The organism is Edaphobacter lichenicola (assembly GCF_014201315.1).
Lineage (GTDB): Bacteria > Acidobacteriota > Terriglobia > Terriglobales > Acidobacteriaceae > Edaphobacter > Edaphobacter lichenicola_B.
The window spans coordinates 295,720-313,669 of record NZ_JACHDY010000002.1; the positions used below are offsets into that span (position 1 = coordinate 295,720).

The 17,950-nt window shown below is 59.3% G+C and carries 9 protein-coding genes; 5 read left to right on the forward strand and 4 right to left on the reverse strand.

The features are described 5' to 3' along the window. Window positions 1-245: 245 nt before the first annotated feature. Both HDF09_RS07620 and HDF09_RS07625 read left to right on the forward strand, forming a co-directional pair. Window positions 246-2,654, forward strand: a complete 2,409-nt coding sequence (locus HDF09_RS07620; RefSeq protein ID WP_183764194.1) for an Ig domain-containing protein — start codon at window positions 246-248, stop codon at window positions 2,652-2,654. Window positions 2,655-2,808: 154 nt separating this feature from the next. Further along, entirely contained in the window at window positions 2,809-4,596 is a 1,788-nt protein-coding gene (locus tag HDF09_RS07625; protein ID WP_183764198.1) for a hypothetical protein, read from the forward strand. On the opposite strand, the gene HDF09_RS07630 is transcribed toward HDF09_RS07625, so the two are convergent. Together HDF09_RS07630 and HDF09_RS20675 are read right to left on the reverse strand one after the other, a co-directional pair. Continuing rightward, window positions 4,593-5,495: a glycosyltransferase family A protein gene (locus HDF09_RS07630; RefSeq protein WP_183764201.1), complete on the reverse strand. Its 903-nt coding sequence runs from the start codon at window positions 5,493-5,495 to the stop codon at window positions 4,593-4,595. The genes HDF09_RS07625 and HDF09_RS07630 overlap by 4 nt on opposite strands. 951 nt (window positions 5,496-6,446) lie before the next feature. Further along, on the reverse strand, window positions 6,447-6,797 hold the full coding sequence (locus tag HDF09_RS20675; protein WP_260181223.1) for a hypothetical protein: 351 nt from the start codon (window positions 6,795-6,797) through the stop codon (window positions 6,447-6,449). Window positions 6,798-6,837: 40 nt separating this feature from the next. On the opposite strand from HDF09_RS20675, the gene HDF09_RS20685 reads away from it, so the two are divergent. Further along, window positions 6,838-12,858, forward strand: coding sequence for a beta strand repeat-containing protein (locus HDF09_RS20685; RefSeq protein WP_406704535.1), 6,021 nt, complete (start codon window positions 6,838-6,840; stop codon window positions 12,856-12,858). Window positions 12,859-12,989: 131 nt separating this feature from the next. Here the strand turns inward: HDF09_RS20685 and HDF09_RS07640 are convergent, their stop codons facing one another. After that, window positions 12,990-14,357, reverse strand: a complete 1,368-nt coding sequence (locus tag HDF09_RS07640; RefSeq protein ID WP_260181013.1) for a nucleotide sugar dehydrogenase — start codon at window positions 14,355-14,357, stop codon at window positions 12,990-12,992. A gap of 388 nt (window positions 14,358-14,745) precedes the next feature. Here HDF09_RS07640 and HDF09_RS07645 point away from each other — a divergent pair, with 388 nt between their 5' ends. Continuing rightward, complete coding sequence (locus HDF09_RS07645) at window positions 14,746-15,717, forward strand: SDR family oxidoreductase (protein ID WP_183766110.1); 972 nt, start codon at window positions 14,746-14,748, stop codon at window positions 15,715-15,717. 130 nt (window positions 15,718-15,847) lie between these two features. On the opposite strand, the gene HDF09_RS07650 is transcribed toward HDF09_RS07645, so the two are convergent. Beyond that, window positions 15,848-16,552: a PEP-CTERM sorting domain-containing protein gene (locus tag HDF09_RS07650; RefSeq protein WP_221270068.1), complete on the reverse strand. Its 705-nt coding sequence runs from the start codon at window positions 16,550-16,552 to the stop codon at window positions 15,848-15,850. Between the two features lie 482 nt (window positions 16,553-17,034). Between HDF09_RS07650 and HDF09_RS07655 the strand changes: the two genes are divergently transcribed. Continuing rightward, window positions 17,035-17,916: a hypothetical protein gene (locus HDF09_RS07655; protein WP_183764211.1), complete on the forward strand. Its 882-nt coding sequence runs from the start codon at window positions 17,035-17,037 to the stop codon at window positions 17,914-17,916. Window positions 17,917-17,950: the final 34 nt, after the last annotated feature.

Below are 17,950 nucleotides of genomic sequence, written 5' to 3' on the forward strand. Positions count from 1 at the left end.
CTTAATCCCCAAGCTCTGCCTTTTTTGTGTCATTTGCGAACTCTTACTGCATGCAAACCTAGCTGGACATGCAGATGAGGGACTTTGCCTCGCGATAGACGAAGTGGGCCCCGGTTTCCGTTAGAGGGTAACTGTAGTAACCATTTCCAAACAAAATATTCATCCGGATGTCCGGGCTCCGATTTACTTTCGGCTCAGGCAGCGCGATTTGACTAACCAATTCCTCTTTTTTTACGGAGCATATTTTGCGAAAAGTATTCAGAACCCTCGTAACCATCCTCTCCCTCGCGCTCATCTTCTTCGGTCTGGATTGGACCTCCCCGTCACAGACAGCAAATGCCGCTACAGCGCTTGCCATCAGCACCACCTCGATCCCACAAGCCACCTATGAGAAGGCCTACACCACCACGCTCAAAGCGACGGGTGGCACGTTGCCTTATCACTGGAAGGTCGCCTCCGGCACTCATCCCCCAGGCTTCGCTCTTAATTCGGGCACGGGCCAGCTCTATGGCACGCCGACCAAGGACGGATCGTACCCGCTTACCTTTTCGGTTACAGATTCGTCAAAGTCGGCCCAGACAAAGACCGTAAAGCTTACAGTTGTCGTGGCGACCTCTAACTCCTCATCCGCGTCGCTCGCGATCACATCGGCGACCCTCGCCGCCGGCACCGATGGCGCAGCCTATGCCTCGCAGTTGAAGGCCAGCGGCGGCAAGCCCTCCTACACGTGGTCGATCACCTCCGGCAAACTGCCGGCCGGACTCACCCTCGCGGCCACCACCGGCATGATCTCCGGCACGCCCTCGGCGACCGGCACCTCCACCTTCACCGCGACCGTCAAAGATAACAGCAACCCACAGGAGACCAAGTCCGCAAGCACCTCCATCGCCATTGCAGCGGAAGGAACGCAGACGGCTGGTCCGGGCACCACGTGGTACATCCGCCCGGATGGCGGCACCAACACCCAGTGCACGGGCAAGAAAAACGCGGCCTATCCCGGATCTGGCTCGGGTCAAGCGTGCGCCTTCAATCATCCCTACCAGATGCTGGATTCCTCGGGCAGCTGGGCCAGCTTCGCAGGCGGCGACACAATCCAATTTGTGAACACCAGCGGCAGGTCCGACACCTACTACATGGGCGAGCAGAATGGCGGCGTGGGAACAGACTGGCACAGCCAGCTCAGCGGCATCTGCCCTGCGCCGAATTCAGGGAACGGCGAAGGATCGCAGTGCATCCTACCCGCTCCTCCCTCGGGCACGTCCGGCCAGCACACCCGGATCCTGGGCCAGAACGCCGGCAACTGCCACGACTCCGGTCACACTCACCTGGTCAATCCGACCGTCCTGAGCGGTATCGATGCTGCCTTCGTAGTCCTCGATACCCGCGGAACCGACTACGTGGACATCTCCTGCATCGAGATCACCCAGCCCGACACCTGCACCACAGTCGCCGGCGCAGGGCAGTGCGGCACCAACGCCAACTACGTGCGCTATGGCGGACTCCTTCTCAACTACCTGACCGAACAAGGTCCCTCCAACCTCACCCTTAAGGATGTCGCCATCGTCGGCACCGCAGGCAGCGGTATCCTCGGAAGCAAGCTCAACAAATCCGGTAGCGATGTCTTCTCCGCCAGCGATGTCTACGTGATCGGCAACGGACAGGCAGGCTGGAACGGCGACGGAGGAGGGTGCAACACCTCCTGCGAGACCGTCGGAACCATGAATATCTCCTACGCGACGGTCGACTGGAATGGCTGCGTCGCCGTGAAGCCTTACGACATGACCAAGCCTGATACGCAGAACAAATTCAACCACTGCTACGGGCAGGAGTCGGGTGGCTACGGCGACGGCTTCGTCCAGATCGCCGCCGGCAACATGACCATGAACGTGGATCACAGCCACTTCCGCTGGAATACGCAGGACGGATTCGACTCACTTCACTTGAGTGACGACGTGAAGACCTCTCCGGCGATCCACATCTCCACCTCCTGGTCCGAGGGCAACGGCGGTCAAACCTTCAAGCTCGGCGCAGGAGCAGCCTCCTCTGCCATCAACAACGTCTCCATCAGCAACTGCCGGGTTCTGAGCAACGCCTCGGCCTTCCCGCTCAATCCCTCGGGCTGGGCTCTGGACAGCGCCGACACCTGCCGCGCCGCCGGCGATCAATGGGCCTTCCAGATGAACAACGGCACCGTCATCACGCTCGAGAACAACACCTCGGTCGGCTACGGCAACACCATGTACGACGTCGAGTGTGCCGCGCAGGCTCCTAACTGCACGGCCAACGGCGCGAAGTTCATCTTCCGCAACAACATCAGCAAGGGCTATCCCGATCCTGGCAATAGCAACACGCTCGCCTCCGGCATCTACCTTGGCGTCGGAAATGTCTTCGCCAACTCTGGATCGGAGATCGATCACAATCTGTGGAACACCGTAGCCACAGGCTGCCCAGAGTCTTTTCTGGCTGGACAGGAAAAGATCTTCACCTGTGGCAATCCCGATCTGGTAGGTGAGTCCAACATCAACGCCATCAATCCCAATATCAGTTCCTCGAGTCCGGCCATCAACTCCGGTATCGCAATCTCCGGAGTCACGACCGACTTCAACGGAAAGACCAGAGCCAACCCGCCAGCCATCGGCGCCATGGAACCATAACAAAAACAACAAACAAACCCAGCCGGCCGCGTCACTCCACGCGGCCGGCTTTTTTTGCGCTCCCTCCACTCTCTGCCGTCCGCCAACAACCTCCAATCACGAACGTCTATACTGGGCTCGCAAAACTCATAGAGTCCCTCGGAGACCGGAGCTTATGAACGTTCGCATTTGTCTCAAGACGCTGTGCGTACTGATTGTCGGATGTGCATGCCTGCCGCTTTATGGAACAACCTGGTATGTGCGACCTGATGGAGGGACTCGATACTCCTCCAACGTCTCTAACGGTCAATGCGATGGCAAAGCCGACGCCGCACCCTCTGGCGGAAAGTCGAATCAACACTGCGCGTTCAAGGACGTTCGTATGCTGTGGCAGGACGGCAGCTACTCCAATGGCACGAAATTTCCCAGCTGGGGGTGGGTCATCGGTGGAGGCGATACAGTCATCCTCCGTGGTTCGATCGGGACCGGCGTCTCTTATAGGATCGGGTGGGATCATCCCTCATACTCTTGTGAGAAGAACACGTGCTGGGGCCTGACGGGAGACGCATACTCCTCCGGAGTTCCTCCGCCACCTTCGGGCACTGCGGCGCAGCACACGCGTATCCTCGGCGAAAACTATGCCTCGTGCCGAAGCGCTTCGGCTAAGACACAGCTTCATGGTGGATGGGCAGTCTTTAACGTGCTTGATCTCTCCGGCACATCGTATGTCGATGTGGCTTGTCTGGACATCACAGACTTCTCCGCCTGCGGCAAAGCCGCGCAGAAGGTCGGCTGCGATTCCAGCCAGGACTTCGCGCAGAATGGAATTCGACTCACCAATAAAACGACCAACCTCACCCTGACCGATCTTCGTCTTCACGGCCTGGCTGTTTCAGGAATCGCTGGCCCGACCGGAGACGGTGTGGTCATGGACTACGTCGATATCCTGGGCAATGCTAGTTCTGGCTGGAACGCCGACGACGGAACCACCGGCAAAGGCAGTCTGCTGGTGCAGCACTACGACATCAGCTGGAACGGTTGCGCCGAGGAGTATCCCATCGTGCATCCTCTGCCCTATGGAGACTGCACCGATCAGGACCATGGCGGATACGGGGACGGCTTCGGAACCACCACAAAAGATAGCGACCCTCCCGGCTGGCAAGCGCACTTCGATAAGGGAACCGCCAGCTACAACACCCAGGATGGATTGGACGCGCTCCATATCGGCGGAGCGGGATCCAGCATGACCGTTACGGACAGCCTCGCCTTCAGCAACATGGGACAGCAGCTGAAAGTAGGTGGCGCGACTGCGACATTGATCGGCAACTACATCGTCGGGAACTGCGACGCTATGTCCCACGAGATCCCAGGCACACCGCCTGGGTACAACGCCAAATTGAGCCAATTTTGCCGTGCAGGCGACACCGCTATCTTTATCGATATGCCGGTAGATCGGCCCGCGATCTTCCAACGCAATATTGTCTACTCGAACAACCACGTTGCTCTGGAGCTCGAGTATGTGGGAGATCCATCGCCCAGGGCCGCTATCAAATATGACGACAACATCTTTGTCGGCTTCCCTAACTCGGAAGGAAACAACCCGTCGCCGATCTACAGCGAAACTGACCTGAAGATGTTGACCAATCCAGGAGCCAGCTTCACCAACAATGTCACTTACCATCCAAAGGGCGACTGGAGCTGTCCCGCCACCTCGCTGCATGAGACCGGAGGCAGCTGCAACAACCCGCACCTGAAAGATGAAACCTGGCATCCGTATGGGTACGGGGATGTTTTACCTGTCAAAGCAGTGGACAAAAGTTCGTCGCGGCTTGCACCTGAACCTCACGCAACCTTGCATCCTTCCACCGTGATAGAGTCCCTCGGAGCAGCAGCGCTGGTGACGGGCGCATGGCAGGTATGGCGACACCTGCGTGACCGAAGTGACCGAGCAGCAAAGTCCTAACTAGGCCTGGGGCCCCCGATCAGATTCAAGAACAGAGACCCTGCGGTTCTGGGATTGTCCATGTCAAACGGATAGAGCGCTACCGCGCGCAAGGAACTCCTCAGGGCTGCCCACGGCCGGTTATGCCGCTTCAAGGTCTCCGCTCGCTGCTTGTAAGCTCGTGCCAACGAGATCTGGCGCTCGCGCAATCCACAACCTTCCGCGCCATAGTGCTTGCGAATGAACGCTAGCTGCCCCCTAAGCATTCGCTCAGGATCGCTGGACATGGAGCCCGAAGACACCCGGTAGTAGGCAATGATCTCGGGGATGAACGCAACTTCATATCGAAAAGCGATCCGAAGGCAAAGATCGCGGTCCTCTGTCGTTCGCAGCGTCGTGTCAAAGAGCCCGACCTCGTCGATCGATCGTCTTCGGAACGTAAGGGTGGGACAGGGAAGCTCAACCTTGCGCATGTAAATCTGCGGAGCGATGCGACCTTCAGCGAATTTTGAATTTCCCCGAAATGTCCCTCCGAGCCGACCCTCTGCGTCGATGATCGTGATAAGGCCATAAGCAAAACCAGCCTCCGGCCGCTCCGCAAGGGCCTTCACCGATTCGGACAGACGGCAAGGCAACCACACATCGTCGGCATCAAGCAAAGCTACGAACTCGCCTGCCGAGGCGCGAATAGCAGTGTTTCTCGCTCCTGGTAGTCCTTGATTTTCCTGTTTGATGTACTTCATCCTGGACCCAAGACGGAGGAGGAAGGGAGCAACCACTTCCTCAGTATTATCGGTACTGCCGTCGTCCACCAGCCAAATCTGCCAATCCTCGAACGTCTGCGACAGGACGCTCTCAATGGCCGCGGGCAGGTACCGAGCACCATTGAACGCGGGAATAATAACGTCGACCTTAGCCATCTTGCGTACTTTTTACACCTTTTGGGTCTTTGGAATCGTCTACGGACGAACACCGCGAACTATGAGAGATACTCCGGTTACAACTAAGTCTTCGTCACGATAGTCAGAGAAGTCTTTCAGTAGCCGCGACTGCTCCCCTTCATGTCAAGGTGTCGTTGGCTGTCGTGTGTCCCCGCGACCAGGTTGTCAACATGCGGCGCGATCTCTCGCTCTCCCGTTAATGTGTCTTTTGACTTATTGAGCAGCAGAATAGCACAGGAGACAATGCTGCTTGTGTGTGATGCGATCCGTAGCAAAGGGAACTAGCGCATCTCCCGCACCACGACGAGCACTTCGCCACCTCCTCCTTCTCACTCCAGATTCCAGGCTAGGCGCAGAATTCTGCGACAGGCTTGTGCGAGCTTGTTTCAATTCGCAAGCGTTGTGGAGTCCGCATGTCTCTCCAGAACGCTCGCGCGCTGTTTGCCGTAAGTCCTGGATTCTTCGTTGGTGTAAGTAACTTCACCAGTAACAAAACCATTCTTTCTTCCCTATCGAACGTGTCCGAAAAAGAGACATCTCCTGAAGCCGCTCTTACTCCTCGTACTACTTCCGTGGTATGTCCCGGATGAAGTTGTAGTCCGATACTTGTCTCGGATTACTTTGGTTTTGTCTCTAACCAAATTAGAACCTCTGATTCGCCTGTCTCATTGTTCCTCTCTCTACAAAGGCGTTTTTGTGCCTATAACCGAGAGAATTTTGCCTTAATCACACGGAAGTTGCACTCCAGCATCCCCTATCGGGTAGCTGTAGTAACCACTTTCTCACTGTAGTTTTCAGTTGATGCGACGGCTTCGAGTAATTTTCCCAAACTCCAAGTCGTTCCAGTGTCGATAAGTCTTGATGTAACTAGAGGTGCGATTTGGCGAAACTTTTTAGGGCTATTGCAGCAACCGCAGGCTTCGCGCTTCTTCACTTTTGTCTCGGCTGTGGCGCCGGACTGGTTCCGGTCAACATCACGCCCAGTATCAGCCAGGTTGTTCCCCAAACCATCGCCGCGGGTTCAAAGAACCAGACCATCAAGGTCTCGGGAACCAATTTCACGAGCGAGAGCGTCATCCTCTGGAATGGCAGCCCACTCTCAACGTCTGTCGTTGACTCGAATACTCTATCGAGCGCACTTGCAAGCAACATCGTCGCAACGCCCTCCACCGTGCAATTGCAGGTGCAGAACACTGTTACAAAAGCTTCTTCAACATCTGTACCGGTGGTAATCACGACGCCCGCGACCGGTGCGTCCGCTTCTACGCTGACGCTGTCCACAACATCTTTACCCCAGCCAGCCCTCGGCGCTCTTTATAGTGTGGCGTTGACCGCAAACGGCGGAACTCCCGCATATATCTGGAGTGTTACAGCTGGGCAGTTGCCTTCTGGACTTAGCCTGTCCTCGACGGGAGTTATCTCCGGCGCACCCACTTCGAGCAGGAATTTTTCATTCACAATCACAGTGACTGACTCCAGTTCCCCAGCGCAAACGGCAGCAGTGCAATTCGGTTTGAATATACCTGCAGCGCCCCCCGTCTCCACGCCTCCCCCTCCGGTCACAACGCCTCCGCCTCCAACCACACCCCCAGTTAGTCCCACGCCTCTGCAAATCACCCCTTCGCTTCCAGCCGGCGTAGTTGGTTCGATGTATTCAGGTTCACTCCAGGCAAGTGGAGGTACCGCGCCCTACGCCTGGTCCTCGAGCACGTTACCCGCTGGACTTAGCCTCGGAAGCAACGGCACTCTCTCCGGAGATCCAACTTCGAGCGGAAGCACTACTGTAACCTTTACAGTTGCAGACTCAAGCAGTCCAGCATTGACCACCTCAGTCGCCGCAACACTTGTGGTCGCTCCGCAGCCTCTAACAATCACCGTCGTCAGCCTGCCTGCCGGCCAGACCAACTCTCCCTATTCAGCGTCGTTGCAGGTAAGTGGAGGGACAGCGCCCTACACCTGGTCCGCCAGTGCACTACCCGTTGGACTCACTCTTACGAACAACGGCATCATCTCCGGAACGCCAACAGCTTCCGGCAACTTTCCAATCGTAGTCACGGTCGCCGACGCCGGTTCACCAACCCTGACCACAAAAGCTGCGTTCACTCTATCGGTCAGCGCGACAATCCAGCCCCTTATCATTACCTCAACTTCCCTTGCGCCAGCCACCTCCAGCAAACCTTATAGCGCCTCGCTCGACGCCTCTGGAGGCACAGCTCCCTACACTTGGTCCGCCGGCGCGCTCCCTGCTGGACTCACTCTCACCAGCAACGGAATCATCTCCGGAACCCCGACAACGACCGGCGCCTTCTCCATCACTGTCACGGTCACCGACGCAGGTTCACCCTCTCTCAGCGCCAAGACTTCGTTCAGTTTGTCAGTCGCCGCCACAATCCAGCCCCTTAACGTCACCTCCGCTACCCTGGCAGGCGCCACCTCCGACCAACCATATAGCGCCTCGCTCAACGCCTCCGGGGGAACAGCTCCCTACGCTTGGTCTGCCAGCGCTCTCCCTGCCGGACTCAGCCTTCAAAGCAACGGCATCCTCTCCGGAACCCCAACCCTGACCGGCAGCTTCCCTGTCACCTTCACGGTCACCGACGCCGGTTCCCCCACCCAAACCGCGAAAGCAACGCTTAGTATCTCTGTCACCGCCGACATCCAACCCCTCACCATTACCTCCACTTCCGTTGCCCCAGCCACCTCCAACAAACCGTACAGCGCCTCGCTCGACGCCTCCGGAGGCACAGCCCCCTACACCTGGTCCGCCAGTGCTCTCCCTGCCGGACTCAGCCTTCGAAGCAACGGCATCCTCTCCGGAACCCCGACCACGACCGGCAGCTTCCCCATCACCTTCACCGTCACCGACGCCGGTTCCCCCGCTCTGACCGCCAAGACTACGCTTAGTATCTCCGTCACCGCGGCCATTCAACCCCTTACGATTACCTCTACCGCCTTTGCGGGCGCGACGGCCAACCAACCCTACAGCGTCTCACTCAACGCTTCCGGAGGAACAGCTCCCTACTCCTGGTCCGCCGCCGGGCTCCCTGCTGGGCTCTCACTCTCCAGCAACGGAATCATTGCAGGAACCCCGACCGCAACCGGCAGCTTCCCCATCACCTTCACCGTCACCGACGCCAGTGCACCCGCCGTGACCGCAAAAGCTACGTTTGGTCTTTCGGTCACTGCGCCAATCCAGCCCCTCACGATTACCTCTACTGCAATCGCGAGTGCAACCTCCAACCAACCCTACACCGCATCCCTCAACGCCTCCGGAGGGACCGCTCCCTACATCTGGTCCGCCGCAGGGCTCCCTGCCGGACTCTCTCTCGCCAGCAACGGAATCATTGCAGGAACCCCGACCGCAACCGGCAGCTTCCCCATCACCTTCACCGTCACCGACGCCGGCTCCCCAACCCTGACCACGAAGGCAACCCTGACCCTCTCCATCGCTACAGCCATCCAGCCCCTTACGATTACCTCTACTGCGTTTGCGGGCGCCACCTCCAACCAACCCTACACCGCATCCCTCAACGCCTCCGGAGGAACAGCTCCCTACACCTGGTCCGCCGCTGGGCTCCCTGCCGGACTTTCTCTCGCCGGCAACGGAATCATCTCCGGAACCCCCACCGCGACCGGCAGCTTCCCCATCACCTTCACCGTCACAGACGCTGGCTCCCCAGCCCTCACCGCAAAGGCCACCCTCACTCTCTCGGTCACGACACCCATCGCACCTCTCTCCATTACCTCCACCGCATTTGCAGGAGCCACCTCCAACCAGCCCTACGCCGCCACTCTCAGCGCCACCGGCGGAACCACTCCCTACACATGGTCCGTCACCGGCCTGCCCGCAGGTCTCACCCTCGGCAGCAACGGCGTCATCGCCGGAACTCCCACCGCCACCGGCAGCTTCCCCATAGCCATCACCGCCACCGACGCCGGATCACCAGCCCTCACCGCAAAGGCCACCCTCACTCTCTCGGTCACGGCACCCATCGCGCCTCTCTCCATCACCTCCACCGCATTTGCAGGAGCAACCTCCAACCAGCCCTACACCGCCACACTCAGCGCCACCGGCGGAACTGCTCCCTACACCTGGTCCGTCACCGGCCTGCCCGCAGGTCTCACCCTCGGCAGCAACGGCGTCATCGCCGGAACCCCCACCGCCACAGGAACCTTCTCCATCACCGTCACCGTCACCGATAGCCAGAGCCCAGCCAAGACCGCCTCCGCCACCATCCCACTCGCGGTCACCGCAGCCATCGCGCCGCTCTCCATCACCTCCACCGCATTTGCAGGAGCCACCTCCACCCAGCCCTATAGCACCACACTCAGCGCTACCGGCGGAACCGCTCCCTACACCTGGTCCGTCACCGGCCTGCCCGCAGGTCTCAGCCTCAGCAGCAACGGCGTCATCGCCGGAACCCCCACCGCCACTGGCAACTTCTCCATCAGCGTCACCGTCACCGATAGCCAGAGCCCAGCCAAGACCGCCTCCGCCACCATCCCACTCTCGGTCACCGCACCCATCGCGCCGCTCTCCATCACCTCAACCGCATTTGCAGGAGCAACCTCCAACCAGCCCTACAGCACCACACTCAGCGCCACCGGCGGAACTGCTCCCTACACCTGGTCCGTCACCGGCCTGCCTGCAGGTCTCACCCTCGGCAGCAACGGCGTCATCGCCGGAACCCCCACCGCCACAGGAACCTTCTCCATCACCGTCACCGTCACCGATAGCCAGAGCCCAGCCAAGACCGCCTCCGCCACCATCCCACTCGCGGTCACCGCAGCCATCGCGCCGCTCTCCATCACCTCCACCGCATTTGCAGGAGCCACCTCCACCCAGCCCTATAGCACCACACTCAGCGCTACCGGCGGAACCGCTCCCTACACCTGGTCCGTCACCGGCCTGCCCGCAGGTCTCAGCCTCGGCAGCAACGGCGTCATCGCCGGAACCCCCACCGCCACTGGCAACTTCTCCATCAGCGTCACCGTCACCGATAGCCAGAGCCCAGCCAAGACCGCCTCCGCCACCATCCCACTCGCGGTCACGGCACCCATCGCGCCGCTCTCCATCACCTCCACAGCATTTGCAGGAGCCACCTCCAACCAGCCCTACAGCACCACACTCAGCGCCACCGGCGGAACTGCTCCCTACACCTGGTCCGTCACCGGCCTGCCTGCAGGTCTCAGCCTCGGCAGCAACGGCGTCATCGCCGGAACCCCCACCGCCACAGGAACCTTCAGCTTAACCACAACGGTTACAGATAGTGAAAGCCCGACAAAGACTGCGTCGGCCACAATCTCACTGCTCGTTGCGGTTCCTCCGCTGACAATCACTTCCTCAACCCTTCCCTCAGGCACCGATGGAACAACCTATTCCGGCACTCTACAGGCAAGCGGAGGAACACCCGCCTACACGTGGTCGATCAGTGGCAGCCTGCCCAGCGGATTGACTCTCGCGGCTACCACCGGCGTGATCTCCGGTACACCCTCGGTAACCGGCACCACCAGCTTCACCGCAACCGTAAGCGACAACGGCAGTCCCGTCCAGAGTAAGTCAGTCACCGTCTCGATCACACTCAGTGCAGCACAGCCACCCCCTGGTCCGGGTACCACGTGGTACATCCGCCCGGATGGTGGCAGCAACACCCAGTGCACGGGCAAGACCAACGCGGCGTACCCCGGATCGGGCACGGGTCAAGCCTGTGCCTTCAATCACCCCTACCAGATGATGAACTCCTCCGGCAGCTGGGCCAAGTTTGCGGGCGGCGACACGATCCAATTTGTGAACACCAGCGGCACGTCCGACACCTACTACATGGGAGAACAGAATAGCGGCGTGGGAACGGACTGGCACGCGCAGCTCAGCGGAATCTGCCCTGCGCCGAATTCAGGTAACAGCGAAGGTTCCAGCTGCATCCTTCCTGCTCCTCCCTCGGGCACGGCCGGCCAGCACACCCGGATTCTGGGCCAGAACGCCGGCAACTGCCACGACTCCGGTCACACTCACCTGGTCAATCCGACCATCCTGAGCGGTATCGATGCCGCCTTCGTGGTCCTCGATACCCGCGGCACCGACTACGTGGACATCTCCTGCATCGAGATCACCCAGCCCGACACCTGCACCATGGTCGCTGGCGCAGGCCAGTGCACTGACTCCAAAAACTACGTGCGCTACGGCGGACTCCTTCTCAACTACCTGACCCAACAGGGTCCCTCCAACCTCACCCTGCAGGATCTCGCAATCGTCGGCACCGCAGGCAGCGGTATCCTCGGAAGCAAGCTCAACAAATCCAGCAGCGATGTCTTCTCCGCCACCGATGTCTATGTGATCGGCAACGGACAAGCTGGATGGAATGGCGACGGCGGAGGATGCAACACCTCCTGCGAGACCGTGGGAACCATGAATATCTCCTATGCGACGATCGACTGGAATGGCTGCGTCGCCGTCAAGCCTTACGACATGACCAAGCCCGATACGCAGAACGCCTTCAACTACTGCTACGGGCAGGAGTCGGGAGGCTACGGCGACGGCTTCGTCCAGATTGCCGCCGGCAACATGACCATGAACGTGGATCACAGCCACTTCCGCTGGAATACGCAGGACGGATTCGACTCACTTCACTTGAGTGACGACGTGAAGACCTCCCCGGCGATCCATATCTCCGACTCCTGGTCGGAGGGCAACGGCGGTCAAACCTTCAAGCTCGGAGCCGGGGCCGCTTCCACCGCCATCAACAACGTCTCCATCAGCAACTGCCGGATTCTGAGCAACGCCTCGGCTTTCCCGCTCAATCCCTCCGGCTGGGCTCTGGACAGCGCCGACACCTGCCGCGCCGCAGGCGATCAATGGGCCTTCCAGTTGAACAACGGCACCGCAATCACGCTCGAGAACAACACCTCGGTCGGCTACGGCAACACCATGTACGACATCGAGTGTGCGGCGCTGGCTCCTAACTGCGCGGCCAACGGCGCGACGTTTATCTTCAGAAATAACATCAGCAAAGGTTATGCCGATCCCGGCAATAGCAACACGCTTGCCTCCGGCATCTACCTTGGCAGCGGAAATGTCTTCGCCAACTCTGGATCCGCGATCGATCACAACCTGTGGAACACGATAGCCACAGGCTGCCCGGATAGTTATCTAAGTCAGCAGGAGAAGATCTACACCTGCGGCGATCCCGATCTGACAGGTGAGTCCAACATCAACGCCATCAATCCCAACATTAGTTCCTCGAGTCCAGCCATCAACTCCGGTATCGCAGTCTCCGGAGTCACCACCGACTTCAACGGAAAGACCAGAGCCAACCCGCCAGCCATCGGCGCCATGGAACCATAAACAAAACAACAACCTGCAAACCCAGCCGGCCGCGTCACTCCACGCGGCCGGTCTTTCTTGCGCCCCTTAACCAGGTCATGGGCGATGTCCGAAAGAAAAGCCGCACGCAACCAGAAAGCGACGCCTTCACCCTAGCAACGAACGATCTTGTCCGACTTGATCCCCTTCGTCGCATTCCGCGAGTCCACCACCAGCTTCGACTTGTTCACAATGTCCTTGTAGTCGTAGTCCGTATGGTCCGTCATGATCAGAACGCAGTCGTACTGTCCCAGGTCATCGAGCGGCGTACAGGTCATATTCAGGTTGTAGTGCCGGCCTCTGCCCACGGTCGGGAAGTAAGGATCGTTGTACTGCACCTCAGCCCCCTGCTCCCGCAGCAATTCGATCACGGTCAGCGACGGCGACTCACGCAGGTCATCAATGTCCTTCTTGTAAGCCATCCCCAGCATCAGGATGCGCGCCCCGTTCACAGCTTTTTTATTCTGGTTCAGCCCCTTCGCGACGTACTGCACCACATGCGCAGGCATCGCCTCATTCACCTCGCCAGCCAGCTCGATGAAGCGCGTGTTGAAGTCGTACTCCTTCGCCTTCCAGCTCAGATAAAACGGATCGATCGGAATGCAATGTCCACCCAGCCCCGGCCCCGGATAGAACGGATGAAACCCGAACGGCTTCGTCGCCGCAGCGTCGATCACCTCCCAGATATCCATCCCCATCTTCAGCGCCAGCACCTTCAACTCGTTGACCAGAGCAATATTCACGCAGCGATAGATGTTCTCGAGCAGCTTCGTCATCTCTGCTGCGCGCGTCGAAGACACCCTCACCGAGCGCGTAAAGATACCCTCGTACATCACCGCCGCCAGCTCTGTGGCAATCTCTTCATGGCCGCCCACGACCTTCGGAATATCACGCCGCGCCACTGTCGTGTTGCCCGGATCTTCACGTTCCGGCGAGAACGCCACATAGAACACACCCTGCTCGGCCACGGCACCCTTACTCTGCACCTTCAGTCCATTGCGGTTCTCCGCCTCGAGGATCGGGATCATCAGATCCTCCGTAGTCCCCGGATACGTCGTGCTCTCGAGCACCACCAGTTGGCCCTCCTGCAGCCACGGAGCGGCAGCCTTCGCCGTATTCTCCACGTAGCTCAGGTCCGGCTCGCGATGTTCGGTCAGCGGCGTCGGCACGCACATAATGATGGCGTCCATATCGGAGAGCCCGGCAAAGTCCGCCGTAGCCTTGAATCCATGCGCCCGCGCGCTCTGAATCTCCTCAGCAGGAATCCGAAAGATATAAGACCGGCCCGCCTCGAGATCTGTAACCTTTTTAGTGTCAATATCAAATCCTGTCACCTTGAAACCCGCCTCCGACAGCAGCAGAGACAGCGGCAACCCGACATACCCGAGCCCGATCACTCCGATCTTCGCGGTACGGTTCTCCAGACGCGTCATGCGCTCCTGCGCAATCTTCGGCAAAACAACTTGGCTTTGTGTCAACATAGTCTCGATTATCGCATCCACCTTCCGCACTTCATCATTTTGAAACTCGATCAAAACATCGGAGTTCCAGTAAATTATTCGCCTTCTCAACCACGCTTCACACTTCGCACGCAAACCGCATGAAACCATGCGGGCTGTATCCCCCAGAAAGCCCTAAGCCGTCCAATTATTTTTACTTCATCCTGCCGGCGATCGATCAGCCCTCTTCGGTCGTCCGGGTCGCACGAAAGTCGCATTGACCTGCATCTTCCCGCTCCTCAAACTTAAATCACGCTGCCCTCTGCCAGCGGCACTAGCTTTCGTCCTGCAAACCCTGATAATAAGGGAGGCATCACGTCACTAAACATCTTTGCAACGCCCCAGCACGGTACGTCTGGGTGGAGGAATGATGGCCCGTTATCTCATCACCGGAATCGCAGGCTTCATCGGCTCATCCCTGGCCCACACTCTCGTCGAGCAGGGACACGACGTACGCGGCATCGACAACCTCTCCACCGGCAACCTCGACAACCTCGCCGACATCCGCCACGCCATCGACTTTCATGAGATGGACCTCCAGGATGCCACCGGCATGAAGTCCGCCTGCGACGGCATCGACTACATCCTCCATCAGGGTGCCCTCGCCTCGGTCCCGCGCTCGGTCAAAGATCCCCTTACCTCGCACGAATCCAACATCAACGGCACGCTGAACCTGCTCATCGCAGCGCGTGACGCCAAGGTTCGCCGCATCGTCTACGCGGCCTCCTCCTCGGCCTACGGCGACCAGCCCACCCAGCCCAAGCAGGAAGACATGCTCCCCCGCCCGCTCTCGCCCTACGCCGTCCAGAAGCTCACCTGCGAGTACTACCTCCAGTCCTTCTACCGAGCCTACGGCCTCGAAGGCGTCTGCCTGCGCTACTTCAACATCTTCGGCCCCCGCCAGGCCGCCGACTCGCCCTACTCCGGCGTCATCGCCCAGTTCACCTTCAAGATGATGGAGGGCACCGCCCCTACCATCTTCGGCGACGGCCTCACCAGCCGCGACTTCAACTACGTCGACAACGCCGTCAGCGCCAACCTCCTCGCCTGCCTCGCGCCCAGCGAAGTAGCCACCGGCCGCGTCTTCAACATCGGCACCGGCAAGAGCCACACCCTCAACGAGGTCTACGCCACCATCGCTGGCCAGCTCGGCTTCACCGCCCAGCCGATCTACGGCCCCCCAAGAGCAGGCGACATCCAGCACTCCCTGGCCGACATCACCCGCGCCAGCACCGAGCTGGGCTATCTACCCAAAGCCCACTTCCACGAAGGCCTCAAGAAGACCGTCGCCTGGTACCTCGAAGAGAAGCAGAAAAAGGAAGTCACAGCTCTCAAAGCCTGACTTGCTCAAGGCCTGACTTGAAAAACGAACGAACACGAAGAGGCCGCCGGCAAACCAGGCGGCCCCTCACCATGACGTTCTCTCCTCTCACCAGGGGCTGCTCCGCAACCTCCGATGAGATCCACTCAAACTACGCGCGCATCCGACGCAACAATGCACCCGCAGAACCAATCAGGCCCGTTCCCAGAAGCAGCAGCGAACTCGGCTCCGGAACCGGTGAGACCTCACCGGAAAAATCGACGCCGTAGTCCGCACCATTAGCCTGGAGAACTTGAAACGTCAACGTATTGACTCCGCTGACAAAATCGTTCGAGTTGAGCGACACCCGCGTAGGATCGCCGATACAGGTTGGTATACCGTTCGAGCAATGCGGATACGAGTCTCCCGTCGGCGTGATCTCCAGGTTCCCATTCAGAAATACCGCAACCGTATCGTCCGCGTAGATATTCAGGTAGCCGCTCGCGCCGCTAGGATTCTTGGTGTCAAGGGTGAACGTGCTGGTGAAGAAGTAGTTGGCATTTGGCGTCGCGACAAACGGACTCGACTGTGGTCCCGTCTGGGCCCAGGAGACCCAGCTCGAATTCGGCAGTGCGGTGTTCCACACCGACCCATCGGAGGCAAGATCCACCGTACCGGAGCCCGGCAGCTGACCAAACCCGAACCCGTCGCTATACGCGAAGCCCGGATAGTTGGAGTTTGCCAAAACCGTATTGTCGTTGCCAAAGTTACCGCCATCCGATCCATAGCTTCCAATTTGAAGAGTGTCGGCAGAGGCGAACGTGGTTGCAACCACGAACACCACTCCCAAGGCAGAGAGTTTCGAAAACAGCTTCATGAAAGGGCCTCCTGAAATTCCGCTTAAAGCGGTTCGATCCTGAACCATGGCTTGCCACGATCTCGTACATGCGCGCCCGTCACTGCCCTCAATTTGGCCAGCCGAATTAGTGGCGGGGTCTGAAAGGCGATCATGTCACTCTTAGAGCAGCTTGCCCCCCAAACAAAAACCATTTTGAATGAGATAGTTAGCAGCCAAATGTGAAAACCAAGTGCAAAAGAATGCACATTCCCGCCGCAAATGTGACAATGTTTGCCACCCGACCGCTAAGGATTGCGCACACGTCAGATATCACCAAACGGTCTTCTTCCCCAAGCCTCTAAACGAAAGAGATTGCCTTGCTCCAGTTCCTCCAGGCGACTGCGCTTCCAACTCGCATCTCAGAAAAAAGAGCCGCGCAAAGTCCTCCCATCAGACACAATTCCTCTCGCAAAGCTTTAAAACCAAAGCGCACTTTCAAGCCAATGAGGTAAAAGAAAAGAATGCGTCTTTCGTCTCCGGCAGCCCGGACCGCCCCACCCTCGGCCAGAATCACCCGGCGCCTCGCGCTCTCCGGATCCCTCCTGCTGTTTTTTTTTGCAGCCCCCGTCCTCGCCTTCAGCGCACCCCTCACCGGCACCCCGCTCAACGACGGCTACTACGCCCTCTACAACCTCGACTTCAACGTCGCCCACGGGCACTTCGGCCAATGGATGAGCGCGCATCCCGACGATTGCCTCGGCTCGGCCTCCGACGCGGCCGCCTACCTCTTCAACGAGTTCAACACCCTCGGCGTCCTCGATATCGAGCTCTTCGCCGACGACAACCGCTTCCAGTCCCGCACCCGCCCCCCCGTCGACCCGGCGATGAAGCAGGGCTTCAACAGCCGCATCGACCAGTCCAACCGCCTCGCCGATGCCGCCCTCCAGCACAACCCCGGCGACTCGAACGCGCTCTACTGCAAGGCCGTCACCTCAGGCATGCAGGCCGATTGGGCCTCCCTCATCGACCGCCACGAGTACGGTGCCTTCAAATACAGCGAGCTCGCCAGCAAGTACGCCAAGCAGGCCCTCGCCGCCAACCCCACCCTCTACGACGCCAACCTCGCCGTAGGCATCGAAAACTACATGCTCAGCCTTAAGGCCGCGCCCATCCGCTGGTTCCTCGGCATGGCCGGAGCAGGCACCAACAAGGCGGAAGGCGTTCGCCTCCTCAAACTTACCGCCGAACGCGGTCACTATCTCGCCCCCTTCGCCCGCCTCATGCTCGCCGTCGGGGAGCTTCGCGATGGCCGCACCCAATCCGGCAAACAGATCCTGATCGGCCTCTCCCAGGAGTTCCCAAAAAACACCCTCTACCAGCGCCAGATCGCCCGCCTTCACTAGCCGCACGTCGAAATTCAACACTGAACCTCTCTCA